The following is a 14,885-nucleotide window of genomic DNA, read 5'->3' as shown; positions in this document are numbered from 1 at the left end:
AGGACCCCGGAAACCGCAAGCCGCCGCCCACATGTCCCTTCATCTTTACCTACAATGTCAAAGAGCCGACAAAAATACCGACACTCGCATAACCCTCCCTCGCGGAAGATTTGGAGCATCTGGTTTTCTTGCGACCGCTGCGTCCAGACCGTGTGGCCGTTCGCTGCGGTGACACCCCTCTAGGGCCACCTCCCCGACCCGTCAAACGCTTTTTTACAGTTTGAGGTCGGTTTTTGGAAAAATGACGCCGAGGCGTCCAGCAGCGCCCTCTCGCACCTCCTGCATGGGCGATGGCTCGCCACTAGCGCATTCCGGACAAAAGCTGACCTCGCCAATGCAGACCAGCTGGGCGTCGAGGCAGCCCCCCCCTTCCCCGACGGGGCAAACCGATCGAGCGCCCAGCTTCATTCTGCACGAAAATTTCGTGAGGAGAGGTGAGGAGAAATGTGGCGGACGGCGGCACGTCCACTCGGCAACGCGTCAGCCTGCGGACGCAGTAGCGACCAGCGCTTCGAATACGGACGCCGGCAGGGGAGTGTGGAACTTGCAACCCGCCGTGTAGTCATCGGCCCACATTACCTCGGCAACGACCTGCCCGATTTGCGGAAGGTTGAGCCAGATGCTGGTACCGCGCTTGAGCGCCGAATAGGTTTGAAGTCGTGCACCGTGGACCGAGATGTCGATCACTCTGCAAAGTGTGCGGCCGGTCTTACCGATCCGGACATCGAGCGAAACGGGAGCGCGAAGTGCGCTGCGCCGGGACTTGCGCTCTGCGGGTTCGAAGTCGGCGGCGAACATGGGGTCCTCGTCCTTGCGAGCCCAAATTTAGCCGTCGATCCCTAACGCCGTCTTAATAAAAGGCCCCGGAATGAATTAGTATCAATCCATTCCGGGGCTTTAGCTTACTTACGGAGCGTGAGACCGCCACCGAAACGCTTGTTGAAGCGCGCGACCTGGCCGCCCGTATCGAGCATCGTGCCACGGCCACCGGTCCATGCGGGATGCGCGAGCGGATCGATCTCGAGCGTCATCACATCGCCTTCCTTACCCCAGGTGGTGCGAGTCTGGTACTTGCTGCCATCGGTCATCTGGACGGTGATCATGTGATAATCAGGGTGCGTATCGGCCTTCATGGGAATTCTCCGTATGTGGCTGGTTCCGACCAGCCTGAAAAGGAAGCCGCGCTCGTACACGGACGCGCCCGAATTTACAACAATGCGAGGCTAGAGCCTCACATCAGGCTTTCGGCGGGTCGGCGATCATCGCCGTGAAGTTCGCCTCGGCAACCAGCTGTCCGTCGACCAGCGCGCGGCCGGCGAACTTGCACACCGAGCTGCGCTTCTGGACGAAGGTCACTTCGAGTTTCAGCAAAACGCCTGGCTCGACCGGCTTGCGGAACTTCGCCCCGTCGATCGCCATGAAATAGACGAGCTTGCCCGAACCCGCGAGACCCAGCGACTCGACGGCGAGAATCCCCGCCGCCTGTGCCATCGCCTCGACGATCAGCACGCCCGGCATGATCGGGCGTCCAGGGAAATGCCCCTGGAAGAACTGCTCGTTCATCGACACCGCCTTGATCGCGGTGATCGATGTGTCGAGGATCAGATCCTCGACACGATCGACCAGCAGCAGCGGATAGCGATGCGGCAACGCGGCCATGACGCGCCCGATATCGAGCGGACCCAGGCTAGCCTTTGCCCTGTCGTTCACAGTCTCGGTCATCGGTGTGACTTAGCGACCCTGCGGCGTGCGCGTGGCGGCAGGCGCACGACCGGCCGGAGCCGGCGCGGCGCCCTGCTGCTGGCCACCCTGCTGGTTCGGCTGCCAGTTTGCCGGCACGGCGGTGCTGACCGACGGTACGAGACGGTCGAGTTCGGTCGTGATCGCAGGCGTGATATCGGCAGTCGGCTGTGCGAACAGCGCGGCCTCGGGACGCAGCAGCAGGCTGACGTTCTTGGCGCGAACCGCGGCCGTCACGGCGTCGCTGAGCTTCGCCTGGATCTGCTCGATCGCGTATTGCTGCGCGCGCTGAGCGGGCTGCGTCAGGCGAGCAAGTTCCTGGTTCGCCGCGGTCTCTCGCGTCTGGATCGCCTGAGCCTGCGGACGCAGCGACGCGTCGGTCGCGCCCGGTGCACGCTGTGCGGTCTGGAACGCGGTGACCAGCGGCTGGAGCTCGCGAGCCACGGCCTGGCGGCGCGTCTCGGCCTGGTCGAGCTGCGCCTTGTAGGTCGTCTCGATCTGGGCACGCGCGGCGTTCCAGGCCTTCGAGTTGGCGATCGCACCCTGCGCGTCGGCGACGGCGATGCCCGAAACCTGTGCATCGGCAGCGGTCGCGGTCATGGCGGCAGGCGCAACGAGCGCTGCGGCGAGGAGAAGCGTCTTGAACGTCGTCATCAGAACTGTGTCCCTACGTTGAAAGTAATAAGCTTGGGGTCGTCACCCTTCTGGGTGAGCAAGGCTTTGGCGAGATCGATCCGGAGCGGACCGAATGGCGAGTTCCAGTTGACACCGATACCTACCGAGAGACGCGGCTTGGCCGAGTTTCCAAGGAACGTTTCCTGATAGATGTTCGGGTTAAGATACCGTGCATTGGCGGTCGTACCAGAACAGGTCGTCGCCCCAGCGGCTATCACGCCTACGGGGCAGATCGTCTGAACAGATGCTATGCCCGGCGTCGTCGCAGTCGCCGCAACCTCCGGCGTCAAGTAGAGCGGATTATTCCCGCCGTCCTTATACTGGTTTTGCAGCAACGTCGGTGAACCATCCGCATTGAACAGCAACGCACCGGCCGCGCTTTTAGCCTGATCATAATTGAACGTCGGAAGCGGCTTCTTGATACCGAACAGGCTACCCACCTGTGCGTAGATCGACGGCCTCAGACCCAGTTCGCGTGCACCGGATCCCAACGGAATCTCGATTTCCGCACGCGCAAGGTAATAAGCACGACCACCGAGTGCATCGTCCTGGATCTGGTCGCGATCGGTCTGGACCGACTGCGAACCATCGGCCGCAATCACGTAGCCGGCGCGCAACACGCGAGGGCCTACGCCGCGAATGTCGAAGCCGCGGAACTGTGGCTCACCCAGATAGAAGCGATCGGTGATACGGATCGGGTCCCGCCCTGGGCCTGGGCTGCTCTCCAGAGGGTGAATGTACCCGCCTTCTGCGACGATCGATCCGATAAACCCGCTGCCGAGGTTCGCATATTTCGAGCCCTCGAGTCGCGTACGCAGATATTTCACGTCCCCACCCAGCCCGGCAAAATCCTGGCTGAACGAAAAACGTGACCCGGCAGTGGGACGGAGGCGGCTGTTCAACGTATCTCGGCTGATCGAGTAGCCGACCGAGGACGTCCAACGGTTACCGATCGCTTCGCACAGATATCGACCCGCCACTTCGAGGTTACACGAACCGTTTGCGTTCAGATATTGGCTGTCGAGGCTAACCTCGTCGTACGACAGACCATAGCGCGCCGACAGCGACCAAAACTCAGTCAACGGCACGCCGGCGCGAAGCTGGAAACCTGTCGAGACCTGCGAATAATTGGTCTGCCGATCGTTACCGACATAGTTGAACGAGTTGTAGTCGCGGCGGAAGATGTCGCCACCGACTGCGATGTTCTTGTCGAACAGATACGGCTCGGTGAAGCCCAGCTCGATCGACTTCGAGTAGCTCGAATAGTTGACGCCAGCGCGTAGTTCCTGGCCCTTGCCGCGGAAGTTGCGCTGCGTGATGTTCGCCTGGATAATGAAGCGTTCGAGGCTGGAATAGCCGGCCGACAGCTGCAGCTCGCCGGTCGACTTCTCTTCGAGGTTCGTCTCGAGGATCACGCGGTCGGGCGCAGAGCCCGGTAGCTGCTTGATCTCCATCTTGTCGGCGAAATACCCGAGCGAGTTGATGCGATCCTGCGAACGCTTCACCTGGAAGCTGTTGAACGCATCGCCCTCGGCCAGACGGATCTCGCGACGCACGACCTTGTCCTGCGTCTGCGTGTTGCCGTTGATGTCGATCCGCTCGACATAGGTACGCTTGGCTTCTGCGATGTTGAAATTAATTCCCATCGTCAGTGTTTCGGCGTCCTTCTGGAACTCCGGGTTCACCTCGGTGAACGCGTAACCGAACAGGCCCGCGGTCTGGCTGAGGTTGTCGACCGAATCCTCGACCAGCTTGGCGTTGTACCAGTCGCCCTTCTTGAGCGGCAGTGAGGCGGCGAGCTTGGTATTGTCGAAGTCGCGGATCTGGCTGTCGACGGTGACGTCGCCGAACTTGTAGCGCTTGCCCTCCTCCACCACGTACGTGATGATGAAGTCCCTCTTGTCCGGCGTCAGCTCGGCGACCGCCGAGGTCACGCGGAAATCGGCATAGCCCTGCGTCAGGTAGAACTGGCGGAGCTTCTGCTGATCGTAGGACAGGCGATCCTGATCGTAGCTGGTCGCCGACGACAGCAGGCGGAACAGGCGCGACTGCTTGGTCGCCATCTGGCCGCGAATCTGGTCGTCCGAGAACACCTCGTTGCCGAGGATGTTGATCTGGCGAACCTTCGACTTCGGCCCTTCGCTGATTTCGAACACCACGTCGACGCGGTTCTGGTCGAGGTTGACCATCTTCGGATCGATCACCGCGGCGAAGCGGCCCTGGCGACGATACAGCTCGATGATCCGCGCGATATCCTGGCGGACCGCGGTGCGCGTGAAGATCTGGCGCGGCGCGAGCTTGATCTCCTTGGTGATCTTGTCGCTCTTGAGCGCCTTGTTACCCTCGATGATCACGCGGTTGATGATCGGGTTCTCGCGCACGCGGAGAACGATGTTGCCGTCCTCGACACCCGCGATCGAATAATCCGCGAACAGGTCGCTGGCCTGAAGGTCCTTCAGCGCCTGATCGAGCGTCTCGGCGGTGTACGGGATGCCGACGCGCAGCTTGGTATAGCTGAGCACCGTCTCGCCCTCGATGCGCTGCGATCCCTCGACGCGCAAAGTCTTTATCGTCCGCACGGATACCGGCGCGCCGACGGGCGTTACTACCGGCGGAGCGACTCGCGTAGCACCGTTGCGCGTCGCCGTCCCGGCAGGCGCAGTTGAAGGCGAGGCGGCGGGTGCCGTCTGCGCAAAGGCGGGGACGCCCGACAGGATCGTTCCTGCAAGCAGCAGGGCGCCCTTACGCGCGAAATCGTAACCGTTGATCGCTGTCACCAAACCCACCTTAAAAACGTGCACATACAAGGCGCGCCCGCCCTGCCCTATCGTCGTCAGCCGATCAAGCCGGCCAAGTTCTTCCAGAGCCCAAAATTGCCGAGATCGTTGAAGGTCACGAGCAACATCAGCGCGAGGATTGCCGCAAGGCCGCCACGAAACGCCCATTCCTGAACCTGCGGCTCGACCGGGCGCCTGCGCACCGCTTCGATCGCATAGAAGAACAAATGGCCCCCATCCAGCATGGGCACTGGCAGCAGGTTGATGAACCCCAGATTGATCGACACGAGTGCGATCAGGAAGACATAGGCGTCGAGGCCGAGTGACATCTGCTCGCCCGAGACCTTGGCGATGCTGAGCGGTCCGCCGAGTTCCTTCACCGAACGGCGTCCGGTGATGACCTGCCCCAACGTCTCGACCATCATCGAGACGATCTCGCCGGTCCGCTTTACCGCGATGACCGGCGCCTCGACCAGGCTGACGGTGACGATGATCGGCTTGCTGCCGGCGATGCCTAGGCGACCGATTCGATATTCGTTACCGAAGCGATCGCGCTGCAGTTCGGTGCCGATGACGATGTCGCGCGATAGCGCCCGGTCGCCGCGGACCGCGTCGATCCGGGTCCGCTCGCCAGCGCGGATGCGGGCATAGCGCGCCATATCGTCGAACGTCTCGACCGACCGGCCGCCGATGCCGGTGATCCGGTCGCCCGCCTGCAGGCCTGCCGCTGCGGCGGCACTACCGGGAACAGTGCCGCCGACGATCGGCGGCATCCGAATGTCGCCATAGGCGAACGCGAAGCCGGCGAGGATCAGGATCGCGACGACGAAATTGACGACCGGACCGGCTGCAACGACGATCGCGCGCTGCCATACCGGCTTCGACTGGAACGTACGCTGGCGTTCTTCGGCGGGGAGCGACAGCCACTCCGCGGAGGGCTGGCTGGCCGGGTTCATATCACCAGCGAACTTCACGTAACCGCCCAACGGCAGCCAACCGAACTTCCACCGCGTGCCGCGCTTGTCGGTAAAGCCCGCGATCTCGTGGCCGAAGCCGATCGCGAAGGCATCCGCCTTGATCCCGAAAATGCGCCCAGCGAGGTAATGTCCCATCTCGTGTACGAACACGAGGGGGCCGATCACCGCGGCGAACGACAATATGGTCAGCAGGACACCGGGTGTTTCGATCAAACCGCGTAATCCTTCACACGCTCACCGGCCAAGATCCGCGCCTCGGCATCGATCGCCAGCACGGCATCGACGCTGTCCGGCGCGGCCGGGTCATAACACGACAACGTATGTTCGACGATTGCGGCAATTTCGAGGAAGCCGATGCGACGTTGCAGGAAGGCCTCGACCGCTACCTCGTTGGCGGCGTTGAGAATTGCCGGCCGCGCGCCACCTGCATCGAGCGCCTCGCGGGCAAGCCGCAACGCAGGGAAGCGGACCGGATCGGGTGCCTCGAAGTCGAGCCGGCCGATCGCGACCAGGTCAAGCGGGGCCATCGGCGTCGCCATCCGGTCCGGCCAGGCCAGCGTATGCGCGATCGGCGTCCGCATGTCGGGTGGCCCGAGCTGCGCCAGCACCGACCCGTCGACATGATCGACGAGGCTGTGGATCACCGACTGCGGATGGATGACGATCTCGATCCGGTCGTGCGCAATCGGGAACAGCCGCGCGGCCTCGATCAGCTCGAGGCCCTTGTTCATGCAGGTCGCCGAATCGACCGAGATCTTCGCGCCCATCGACCAGTTGGGATGCTTGACCGCCTGTTCGAGCGTCACGCCGCGCATCTGCTCGGTGGTCCAGTCGCGGAACGGTCCGCCGCTGCACGTGAGGATGATCCGGCGGACACGTTCAGGGCGAGTCGCGTCGAAGCACTGGAAGATCGCGTTGTGCTCGGAGTCGGCGGGCAGCAGCGTCGCGCCGGTCCGCTTGGCTGCGGCAAGGATGACGTCGCCAGCGGAAACCAGCGGCTCCTTGTTGGCGATCACGACGGTGCCGCCCTGCTCGATCGCCGCCATCACCGGCTTCAATCCCGCACAACCGACGATCGCCCCCATCGTCCAGTCCGCGCCCGAAGACGCCGCCTCGGCGATCGCCTCGGCACCCCCGCCCGCACGGATCCCCGTGCCGGCCAGCGCCTCACGCAATTCTGGCAGACACTTTTCGTCGGCGACTACGGCGAACTCAGCGTTGGTGCGCATCGCAGCCGCGGCAAGCTTTATTACATCGCAATTCGCGGTCAGCGCGACGACGCGAAACCGATCGGGCTCACGCTCAATCAGGTCGAGCGTCGAGGTGCCGACCGAGCCGGTCGCCCCCAAAATCGTGACGCTCTTCATGCGTAGAAATGTGGCAAGATAACGAGGAGCGCCGCGACCGGCGCGACCGGGACCAGCCCGTCGAGGCGATCCATCACGCCGCCATGTCCGGGCAGGATATTCCCGCTGTCCTTCACGCCTGCCACTCTCTTCAACCAGCTCTCGTAGAGATCGCCCATCTGCGCGAGCACGGCGAGTACCGGCGTCGCCAGCGTCATCCGCATCGGCAGACCGTATTGCATGTGCAGCACCGCCGCGACCGCGCTCGCAAGCACGACACCGCCGATCAGCCCCGACCATGTCTTGTTCGGACTAATCACCGGCGCCAGCTTCGGCCCGCCCAAGGTCCGCCCGGTGAAGAACGCGCCGATATCGCACGCCCACACCAGCGACAGCGCCCACAACGTAAAGAGGATTCCCTCGTCCTGCCGCCGGATGATCATCAGCGCGAACACGGGAAGACCACAGTAGATGATCCCCAGCGCCAGCTTGGGTTTGCGCGTCGTGATGACGACGAAGAACGCCGCCCCCACAAGCAGCCCCAACGTGAAGAAATCATGGATAACCAGAATCAGCGATGCGGGCGCCATCAACGCGAGCGGCACCGACAGCGCGAACTGCGTCATCCGCTTGGTCTTCGCGTCGACGCCCTGGAGCATCGACCATTCCGCCATCATGAACAGCGCGGCGACCACGCCCAGCACCCAGAACGCGATCCCGCCGAGCGTCAGCGCAAGGCTCGCCACCGCGATCATGCCGACGCTGGCGATCATCCGGAGCTGGAGATTGGACGGCGTGCGCAACGCCTGATCTGGCGCCTTTTCAGGGTCGGTAAGGCTCACAGACCACCGTAACGGCGCTGACGCTGACCGAACGCCGCGACCGCATCGGCGAGCGCCGCTGCGTCGAAGTCGGGCCACAGCGTGTCAACGAACAGGAGCTCCGCATACGCCGCCTGCCACAACAGGAAGTTCGAAAGACGCTGCTCCCCCGACGTCCGGATCATCAGGTCCAGCGGCGGCAGGTCATGCGTGTCGAGCTCGGCCTCGATCGTCGCCACGTCGATATCCGCCGGGTCCAGCCCGCCATCACGCGCCCGCTCCGCCAGTCGCCGCGCGGCGGTCACCAGCTCGGCGTGTGCGCCGTAATTGAGCGCGATCGCCAGGATCGGCCCGCTATTCCCCGCCGTCCGCGCGATGGCGTCATCGACCATCGCCACAAGATCGGGCGAAAAGCTGTGATAGTCGCCGATCACGCGCAGCCGAACATTCTCGCGCGCGAGTTCGTCGAGGTCGCTGCGGATGAAATGCCGCAGCAGCCCCATCAGGTCGCTGACCTCCTCGGCCGGACGCCGCCAGTTCTCCGACGAGAACGCGTACAACGTCAGCGCCTCGATCCCCATCGCCCGCGCCGCGCGCGTCACCTTGCGCACGGCCTCGACGCCAGCCTTGTGCCCGGCGAAGCGCGGCAGGAACCGCTTCTTCGCCCAGCGGCCATTGCCGTCCATGATGATCGCGACATGACGCGGCACCGCGCCGCCCGCAGGAACGGCGCCCACAGGAACAGCAGCGAGCGGCGCGGCCGAGGAGGCCTGCAATCTCACTTGCCCAGGATTTCCTTTTCCTTGGCGGTCGCGGTCGCATCGAGTTCGGCGATGATGCTGTCGGTCAACTTCTGCACTTCGGTCTCGTGACGCTTGCGCTCGTCCTCGCCGAACACGCCCTTCTTCTCGTCGACCTTGAGTGAATCCATCCCGTCGCGGCGGACGTTGCGGACCGCGATGCGGGCCTTCTCGGCATACTGGCCGGCCAGCTTGGCGAGTTCCTTGCGGCGCTCCTCGGTCAGATCGGGGATCGGCAGGCGCAGCGTCTGGCCGTCGACGATAGGGTTAAGCCCGAGGCCGGCCGAGCGGATCGCCTTGTCGGTCGGGCCGACGTTCGACTTGTCCCAGACCTGCACCGAAAGCATGCGCGGCTCGGGCGCCGACACGGTCGCGACCTGGTTGAGCGGCATCGACGAGCCGTACACCGTCACCATCACCGGATCTAGCAGCGCGGTCGACGCGCGACCGGTGCGCAGGCCGGCGAGATCGCTCTTCAGCGCTTCGACCGCACCCGCCATGCGGCGTTCGAGGTCGGTCTTGTCGTATGCAGCCATCTTAAAGCTCCTGCTCGTTCTGGACGATCGTCGACACGCCATCACCCGCCAACACCGCGGCGAGATTGCCGGGTTCGCGGATGTTGAAGACGACGATCGGGATGTTGTTGTCGCGGCACAGCGCGATCGCGCTCGCGTCCATGACCTTGAGGTCGTCGGACAGCACGCGGCTGTACGTGACCGTTTCGTAGCGCACTGCGTCCGGGTGCGTCTTCGGGTCGGCGTTGTAGACGCCGTCGACCGATGTGCCCTTGAACAGCGCATCGCACTTCATCTCGGCAGCACGCAGCGCGGCGCCCGAATCGGTGGTGAAATAGGGGCTGCCGACGCCCGCCGCGAAGATCACGACGCGACCCTTTTCCAGGTGACGCTCGGCACGGCGGCGGATGAACGGCTCGCAGACCGACGCCATCGGGATCGCCGACTGGACGCGCGTGTCGACACCGATCTGCTCGAGCGCGTTCTGCACGGCGAGCGCGTTCATCACGGTCGCGAGCATGCCCATGTAATCGCCTGTCGCACGGTCCATGCCGCGTGCAGCCCCCGCCATGCCGCGGAAGATGTTGCCACCACCGACGACGATGCAGATCTCATAGCCCTTGGCCTTGATGTCCGCGATCTCCTGCGCGACGCGCGCGGTGACGGTCGGATCGATCGAAAGACCCGATGGTCCCATCAGGACTTCGCCCGACAGTTTCAGCAGGATACGGTTGTAGCGCGGAGGCGTCATAAATCTCGAATTGTGATTGGCGGGGCGGCGCGGACCTTAGGCGGCGAGGGCCGCGATGTGAAGCGCTGTGCGGCGCGTGCATCGAAACTGGGTGGAGATGAGACGGAAAATTCTCGTTTGCGGAAGAGCGCGTATCGGAGAATCACTGTCATTCCCGCGGAGGCGGGAACCCATATGGGCTGGCGCCTCGGTAGATCACCGGGTCCGGAGTTTATGGATCCCCGCCTGCGCTGGGATGACGAGGCGGCCCGGAGGCTACCGCGTATCCTTCTCCCCTCGGGGAGAAGGTGGCCCGGCAGGGCCGGATGAGGGGGCGTGAGGTTCGAGACCCCGCCACTCCCCTCACCCTTCCCACTCGACAAGAGCCGAGCGGGCCCCTTCCCTCTCCCCGGAGGGGCGAGGGAAAAGGATAGCTTACGCCTGGGGCACGCCCGAAGCAGCAGCAACTTCGGCTGCGAAGTCGGACTGCTCCTTCTCGATGCCTTCGCCGAGCTGGAAGCGGACATAGTCCACCAGCTTGATCTCGGCGCCCGCATCCTTGCCGGCCTTGGCAACGACGTCGGAGATCTTGGTCTTGCCGTCCATCACGAACAGCTGGCTGACCAGGGCGTGCTCCTTGCGGTACTTGGCGATGCCGCCCTCGACCATCTTGGCGATGATGTCGGCAGGCTTGCCAGACTCGGCGGCCTTCTCGGTCGCGATCGCGCGCTCGCGCTCGATCTCGGACTCGTCGAGGTCGGCTTCGTTGAGCGCCTTCGGGAACGCGGCTGCGATATGCATCGCGAGCTGCTTGCCAAGTGCCTGGAGAACCTCGTCCGAAGCCTCCGACTCAAGCGCGACGAGCACGCCGATCTTGCCGAGGCCGGGAGCCGCTGCATTGTGGATGTACGGAACGACCGCACCCTTGCTGACTTCCAGCGTGCGCGAGCGGCGCAGCGACTGGTTCTCGCCGATCGTCGCGACGTTGTTCGTCAGGACTTCCTCGACGGTCTTGCCTGATGGCATCGCCTGCGACTTCAGCGCCTCGATGTCGCCACCCGTTGCAAGCGCGATCTGCGTGACGTCACGGACGAACGACTGGAACCGGTCGTTCTTCGCGACGAAATCGGTCTCCGAATTAACTTCGACCGCTGCGCCCTTGGTGCCCGACACGGCGACGCCGACCAGACCCTCGGCCGCGGTACGGCTGGACTTCTTGGCGGCGGCTGCGAGCCCCTTGGTGCGCAGCCAATCCATTGCCTGCTCCATGTCGCCGCCGTTCTCGCTCAGCGCCTTCTTGCAATCCATCATGCCCGCGCCGCTCTTCTCGCGCAGATCCTTGACCATCGCTGCCGTGATATCGGCCATGTCTCTAATCCTTTTTAGGTCTGAATATGGTTGCGGGCGAGGCAGAGCTTTCGCCCTACCCCGCCCGCATGACGGTTCGGCGACGACGCTTATGCGTCGATCTGGCGCTCACCCTCGGCTGCCAGCTCGGCAGCGATATCGGCATTCGCCGCAGTCTCGGTCGTGTCGGCCGATGCCTCGACGACGGGGTCTGCGCTCAGTGCCTCTTCCTTCGGCGGCTCGACCATCGCGCCGATGTCGGCACCGGTACGGCGCTGCTGCTCCTGGCCGCCGCGCGTCGCTGCGATCGCGATCGCCTCGCAGTACAGGCGGATGGCGCGGGCTGCGTCGTCGTTCGCGGGAACCGGGAAGGCGATGCCGTCCGGCGACACGTTCGAATCGAGGATCGCGACGACGGGAATACCCAGCGTGTTCGCTTCCTTGATCGCCAGCTCTTCCTTGTTCGCGTCGATCACGAACATCACGTCGGGAATGCCGCCCATGTCGCGGATGCCGCCGAGCGAAAGCTCGAGCTTGTCCTTCTCGCGGGTGAGCTGAAGGACTTCCTTCTTGGTCAGGCCGACGGTGTCGCCCGACAGCATTTCCTCGAGCGTCTTGAGACGCTTGATCGAACCCGAGATGGTCTTCCAGTTGGTGAGCATGCCGCCCAACCAGCGATGGTTGACGAAGTGCTGGCCCGAGCGACGCGCTGCGTCTGCGACGGGATCCTGTGCCTGGCGCTTGGTGCCGACGAACAGGACCTTGCCACCACCGGCAACCGCCGACGAGACGAATTCGAGCGCGCGCGCGAACAGCGGCACGGTCTGCGAAAGGTCGAGGATGTGGACGCCGTTACGATCACCGAAGATGTAAGGCTTCATCTTGGGGTTCCACCGATGAGTCTGGTGGCCGAAATGCGCGCCCGTTTCGATGAGCTGCTGCATGGAGACGACTGGAGCCGCCATAGGGATATATCCTTCCGGTTGTGCCTCTGGGAAGCGGATGACGTCGTGGCCGAATGACCGTGACGCACCGGGCTATGATGCCTCCCATGCGGGGTTAGAGGCGCGGCCCTTAGCGTGGCTCTATTCGAAAAGCAATCGCACATGGCCCGCTTGACTCATGGAACGCAATGAGAACATAAAGGGCTCAGAGGGGAACAGATGTTCGACTCGGCGCGGAATCACCCCGGCAGGACGGGATTCGAAATGCGACGAGTGGAACGATGTTTCTGACCAAGTGTTTGCGGATAATAGGAATTTGTTCGCAACTCATAGGAAGGCGGACGTGATGTTGGTTCTGAGCTTCATGGTTTTTGCTGGTGCATTCGCGGTCGCGGGCATGATGATCGTCTCGTCGATCGCGCCGCAGTGGGACCGTATCGTCCGTCTCGCGATGGGCAACGTCGAACCCGCGTTCCATCCGCTCCGCACGCTGGCCGTTGCGGAGCGCCGGATTGCGGTCAGGCGCTGGGCTTCGACGTCGGCTCCGGTGCCCGCCCGCCGCTGGAACGCTGCCGCCTGATCTTGGCGTAACTCGCGATGCTGAACGGCATCGAAAGCAGGTACAGTATGCAAATAATGCTGAGCGTATGCCATGGCGCGCTTACGATTGCGGCACCGAGCAGTACGACGAGGGCAATCGCCTCGAACCGGATGTTGCTGCGGAGTTTGACCGAACTCCACGAATAGGTGGCGATACTCGACACCATCAGCAACGCGACGAATGCGACCCAAGGCGCCACGAAATACGGCGACGCGAACCTGGGCTCGTCGGTCCAGAACCAGAAGAACATCGGCATCAGCGCGAGTCCCGCGCCGGCTGGAGCTGGAACGCCGGTTAGGAAACCCGCGGACTTGTGCGGTTGGTGGCTCTCGTCGATCTTGGCGTTGAAGCGCGCGAGACGCAGTGCGCAGAACACGGCGAGGATAAGCGAGCAGATCCAGCCGACGCGCGGCAACGCCGTCAGCGACCAGAGATAGACGATCAGCGCCGGCGCAACGCCGAACGAGATCGCGTCGGAGAGCGAATCGAGTTCCGCGCCGAACCGACTTTCGCCGTGCAGCATCCGGGCGATCCGACCATCCAGGCCGTCGAGCACGCCCGCGACCATGATCATCGCGACGGCGCTTTCCCATTGTCCACCGATCGCGAACCGCACGCCACTCAGGCCTGAACACAGGGCTAGCGCGGTAACGGCGTTGGGAGCGACGGCGCGCAGGGGAAGTCCGCGCGGTGCACGACGTGTGCGACCGAACCGCCCCCGGCCCCGCTCCTCGATCGAATCGGTCGAACCGTCGCGGTCCATCACTGGGCGATACCACCGACCGGAACGCCACCGACGCGACCAAGCACGGTCTCGCCCGCGATGCTACGCTGGCCCAGACACACCTGCGGCACGACGTGATCGGGCAGGTACACGTCGACTCGGCTACCGAACCGGATCAGGCCGATGCGCTGGCCGACCGCGACCATGTCGCCGGCCTTCACGAAGCCGAGGATGCGGCGCGCGACCAGGCCGGCAATCTGCGTGAAGCCGATCCGCATGCCGTTGCGATCTTCAACGACGAAATGCTGGCGCTCGTTCTCGTCGCTCGCCTTGTCGAGGTCGGCGTTGAGAAACTTGCCCGAAATGTAGACCACCTGTCGAACCGTCCCCGCGACAGGCGTGCGATTGATATGCACGTCGAACACCGACATGAAGATCGACACGCGGACCAGCGGTGCATCACCGAGACCGTTCTCGCCGGCGAGCTCGCGCGGGATCGGCACGCGCTGGATCATCGTGATCAGCCCGTCTGCGGGGGCGACGATCAGGCCTTCGCCTTGTGGGGTGGTGCGGATCGGATCGCGGAAGAACGTCGCGACCCAGATCACGACGCCGACCATCGGCCAGAACAGCACGTGGCTGACAATCGTCAGCAGCAGCGTGATGCCGGCCGAGATCGCGACGTATTTGTGGCCCTCCGGATGGACTGCGGGAAATCGCCATTTGACCGTGGAGGTCGTGACGGGCGGCTTGTCGAGCGATGCCATAACCTGCGGGTCTATCCGTGCAGGACGCGCGATACAACGATGAACCGGCTTTTCCTTGTAGGACCAGTGGTTGTCCAATGGTTGATCGTGGCGGCATGCTCCCCTAGACGCTCCCCAAACC

Annotated in this window: 16 protein-coding genes; 1 reads left to right on the top strand and 15 read right to left on the bottom strand. The window is 63.7% G+C overall.

Going from position 1 to position 14,885, the window contains the following annotated elements:
- Positions 1-480: 480 nt before the first annotated feature.
- The 13 genes from C8J39_RS16310 to rpsB all read right to left on the bottom strand — a co-directional run bounded on the left by C8J39_RS16310 (position 481) and on the right by rpsB (position 12,693).
- Positions 481-798: a PilZ domain-containing protein gene (locus C8J39_RS16310; protein WP_056066020.1), complete on the bottom strand. Its 318-nt coding sequence runs from the start codon at positions 796-798 to the stop codon at positions 481-483.
- Positions 799-902: 104 nt separating this feature from the next.
- Positions 903-1,133, bottom strand: a complete 231-nt coding sequence (gene rpmE, locus C8J39_RS16305) for a 50S ribosomal protein L31 (protein WP_055880673.1) — start codon at positions 1,131-1,133, stop codon at positions 903-905.
- A gap of 103 nt (positions 1,134-1,236) precedes the next feature.
- Positions 1,237-1,722, bottom strand: coding sequence for a 3-hydroxyacyl-ACP dehydratase FabZ (gene fabZ / locus C8J39_RS16300; RefSeq protein WP_120301394.1), 486 nt, complete (start codon positions 1,720-1,722; stop codon positions 1,237-1,239).
- A 9-nt stretch (positions 1,723-1,731) separates the two neighbouring features.
- Positions 1,732-2,394, bottom strand: a complete 663-nt coding sequence (locus C8J39_RS16295) for an OmpH family outer membrane protein (protein ID WP_120301393.1) — start codon at positions 2,392-2,394, stop codon at positions 1,732-1,734.
- Positions 2,394-5,195 carry an outer membrane protein assembly factor BamA gene (gene bamA / locus C8J39_RS16290; RefSeq protein WP_243650198.1) on the bottom strand — a complete coding sequence of 934 codons (2,802 nt, stop codon included), beginning with the start codon at positions 5,193-5,195 and terminating at the stop codon, positions 2,394-2,396. Before bamA ends, C8J39_RS16295 begins: the two co-directional genes overlap by 1 nt.
- Positions 5,196-5,248: 53 nt before the next feature.
- Entirely contained in the window at positions 5,249-6,382 is a 1,134-nt protein-coding gene (locus C8J39_RS16285; protein WP_120301422.1) for an RIP metalloprotease, read from the bottom strand.
- Positions 6,379-7,536, bottom strand: a complete 1,158-nt coding sequence (locus C8J39_RS16280; RefSeq protein WP_120301391.1) for a 1-deoxy-D-xylulose-5-phosphate reductoisomerase — start codon at positions 7,534-7,536, stop codon at positions 6,379-6,381. Before C8J39_RS16280 ends, C8J39_RS16285 begins: the two co-directional genes overlap by 4 nt.
- On the bottom strand, positions 7,533-8,288 hold the full coding sequence (locus C8J39_RS16275; protein WP_120301421.1) for a phosphatidate cytidylyltransferase: 756 nt from the start codon (positions 8,286-8,288) through the stop codon (positions 7,533-7,535). Before C8J39_RS16275 ends, C8J39_RS16280 begins: the two co-directional genes overlap by 4 nt.
- Positions 8,289-8,353: 65 nt before the next feature.
- A complete protein-coding gene (locus C8J39_RS16270; protein WP_120301390.1) occupies positions 8,354-9,112 on the bottom strand; it encodes an isoprenyl transferase in 759 nt (252 codons plus the stop codon).
- A gap of 2 nt (positions 9,113-9,114) precedes the next feature.
- Positions 9,115-9,672: a ribosome recycling factor gene (frr, locus tag C8J39_RS16265; RefSeq protein WP_056055952.1), complete on the bottom strand. Its 558-nt coding sequence runs from the start codon at positions 9,670-9,672 to the stop codon at positions 9,115-9,117.
- A gap of 1 nt (position 9,673) precedes the next feature.
- Positions 9,674-10,402 carry a UMP kinase gene (gene pyrH, locus C8J39_RS16260; RefSeq protein WP_056066004.1) on the bottom strand — a complete coding sequence of 243 codons (729 nt, stop codon included), beginning with the start codon at positions 10,400-10,402 and terminating at the stop codon, positions 9,674-9,676.
- Positions 10,403-10,816: 414 nt separating this feature from the next.
- Complete coding sequence (gene tsf / locus C8J39_RS16255; RefSeq protein ID WP_120301389.1) at positions 10,817-11,749, bottom strand: translation elongation factor Ts; 933 nt, start codon at positions 11,747-11,749, stop codon at positions 10,817-10,819.
- Between the two features lie 89 nt (positions 11,750-11,838).
- The gene (gene rpsB / locus C8J39_RS16250) at positions 11,839-12,693 is read right to left on the bottom strand and encodes a 30S ribosomal protein S2 (protein WP_120301388.1); all 855 of its coding nucleotides are present in this window, start codon (positions 12,691-12,693) and stop codon (positions 11,839-11,841) included.
- A gap of 325 nt (positions 12,694-13,018) precedes the next feature.
- On the opposite strand from rpsB, the gene C8J39_RS16245 reads away from it, so the two are divergent.
- Positions 13,019-13,252, top strand: a complete 234-nt coding sequence (locus C8J39_RS16245; RefSeq protein ID WP_259457569.1) for a hypothetical protein — start codon at positions 13,019-13,021, stop codon at positions 13,250-13,252.
- Here the strand turns inward: C8J39_RS16245 and C8J39_RS16240 are convergent.
- Positions 13,191-14,036 (bottom strand): phosphatidylcholine/phosphatidylserine synthase, encoded by an 846-nt coding sequence (locus C8J39_RS16240; protein WP_120301386.1) that lies wholly within the window; start codon positions 14,034-14,036, stop codon positions 13,191-13,193. The two genes, C8J39_RS16245 and C8J39_RS16240, sit on opposite strands and share 62 nt — an antisense overlap.
- A complete protein-coding gene (locus tag C8J39_RS16235) occupies positions 14,036-14,764 on the bottom strand; it encodes a phosphatidylserine decarboxylase (protein ID WP_120301385.1) in 729 nt (242 codons plus the stop codon). Before C8J39_RS16235 ends, C8J39_RS16240 begins: the two co-directional genes overlap by 1 nt.
- Positions 14,765-14,885 lie beyond the last annotated feature (121 nt).

It is taken from the genome of Sphingomonas sp. PP-CC-1A-547, from assembly GCF_003610375.1.
Taxonomy (GTDB): Bacteria; Pseudomonadota; Alphaproteobacteria; order Sphingomonadales; family Sphingomonadaceae; genus Sphingomonas.
This window is presented reverse-complemented; position numbering and strand designations above follow the sequence as displayed.

What these genes read in the sequence shown, in the direction of transcription:
- C8J39_RS16275 (WP_120301421.1), bottom strand. Translation starts at nt 8,288, where the DNA reads ATGATCGCCAGCGTCGGCATGATCGCGGTGGCGAGCCTTGCGCTGACG.
- C8J39_RS16310 (WP_056066020.1), bottom strand. Translation starts at nt 798, where the DNA reads ATGTTCGCCGCCGACTTCGAACCCGCAGAGCGCAAGTCCCGGCGCAGC.
- rpmE (WP_055880673.1), bottom strand. Translation starts at nt 1,133, where the DNA reads ATGAAGGCCGATACGCACCCTGATTATCACATGATCACCGTCCAGATG.
- pyrH (WP_056066004.1), bottom strand. Translation starts at nt 10,402, where the DNA reads ATGACGCCTCCGCGCTACAACCGTATCCTGCTGAAACTGTCGGGCGAA.
- C8J39_RS16280 (WP_120301391.1), bottom strand. Translation starts at nt 7,536, where the DNA reads ATGAAGAGCGTCACGATTTTGGGGGCGACCGGCTCGGTCGGCACCTCG.
- C8J39_RS16235 (WP_120301385.1), bottom strand. Translation starts at nt 14,764, where the DNA reads ATGGCATCGCTCGACAAGCCGCCCGTCACGACCTCCACGGTCAAATGG.
- frr (WP_056055952.1), bottom strand. Translation starts at nt 9,672, where the DNA reads ATGGCTGCATACGACAAGACCGACCTCGAACGCCGCATGGCGGGTGCG.
- C8J39_RS16295 (WP_120301393.1), bottom strand. Translation starts at nt 2,394, where the DNA reads ATGACGACGTTCAAGACGCTTCTCCTCGCCGCAGCGCTCGTTGCGCCT.
- tsf (WP_120301389.1), bottom strand. Translation starts at nt 11,749, where the DNA reads ATGGCCGATATCACGGCAGCGATGGTCAAGGATCTGCGCGAGAAGAGC.
- C8J39_RS16245 (WP_259457569.1), top strand. Translation starts at nt 13,019, where the DNA reads ATGTTGGTTCTGAGCTTCATGGTTTTTGCTGGTGCATTCGCGGTCGCG.
- rpsB (WP_120301388.1), bottom strand. Translation starts at nt 12,693, where the DNA reads ATGGCGGCTCCAGTCGTCTCCATGCAGCAGCTCATCGAAACGGGCGCG.
- fabZ (WP_120301394.1), bottom strand. Translation starts at nt 1,722, where the DNA reads ATGACCGAGACTGTGAACGACAGGGCAAAGGCTAGCCTGGGTCCGCTC.
- C8J39_RS16240 (WP_120301386.1), bottom strand. Translation starts at nt 14,036, where the DNA reads ATGGACCGCGACGGTTCGACCGATTCGATCGAGGAGCGGGGCCGGGGG.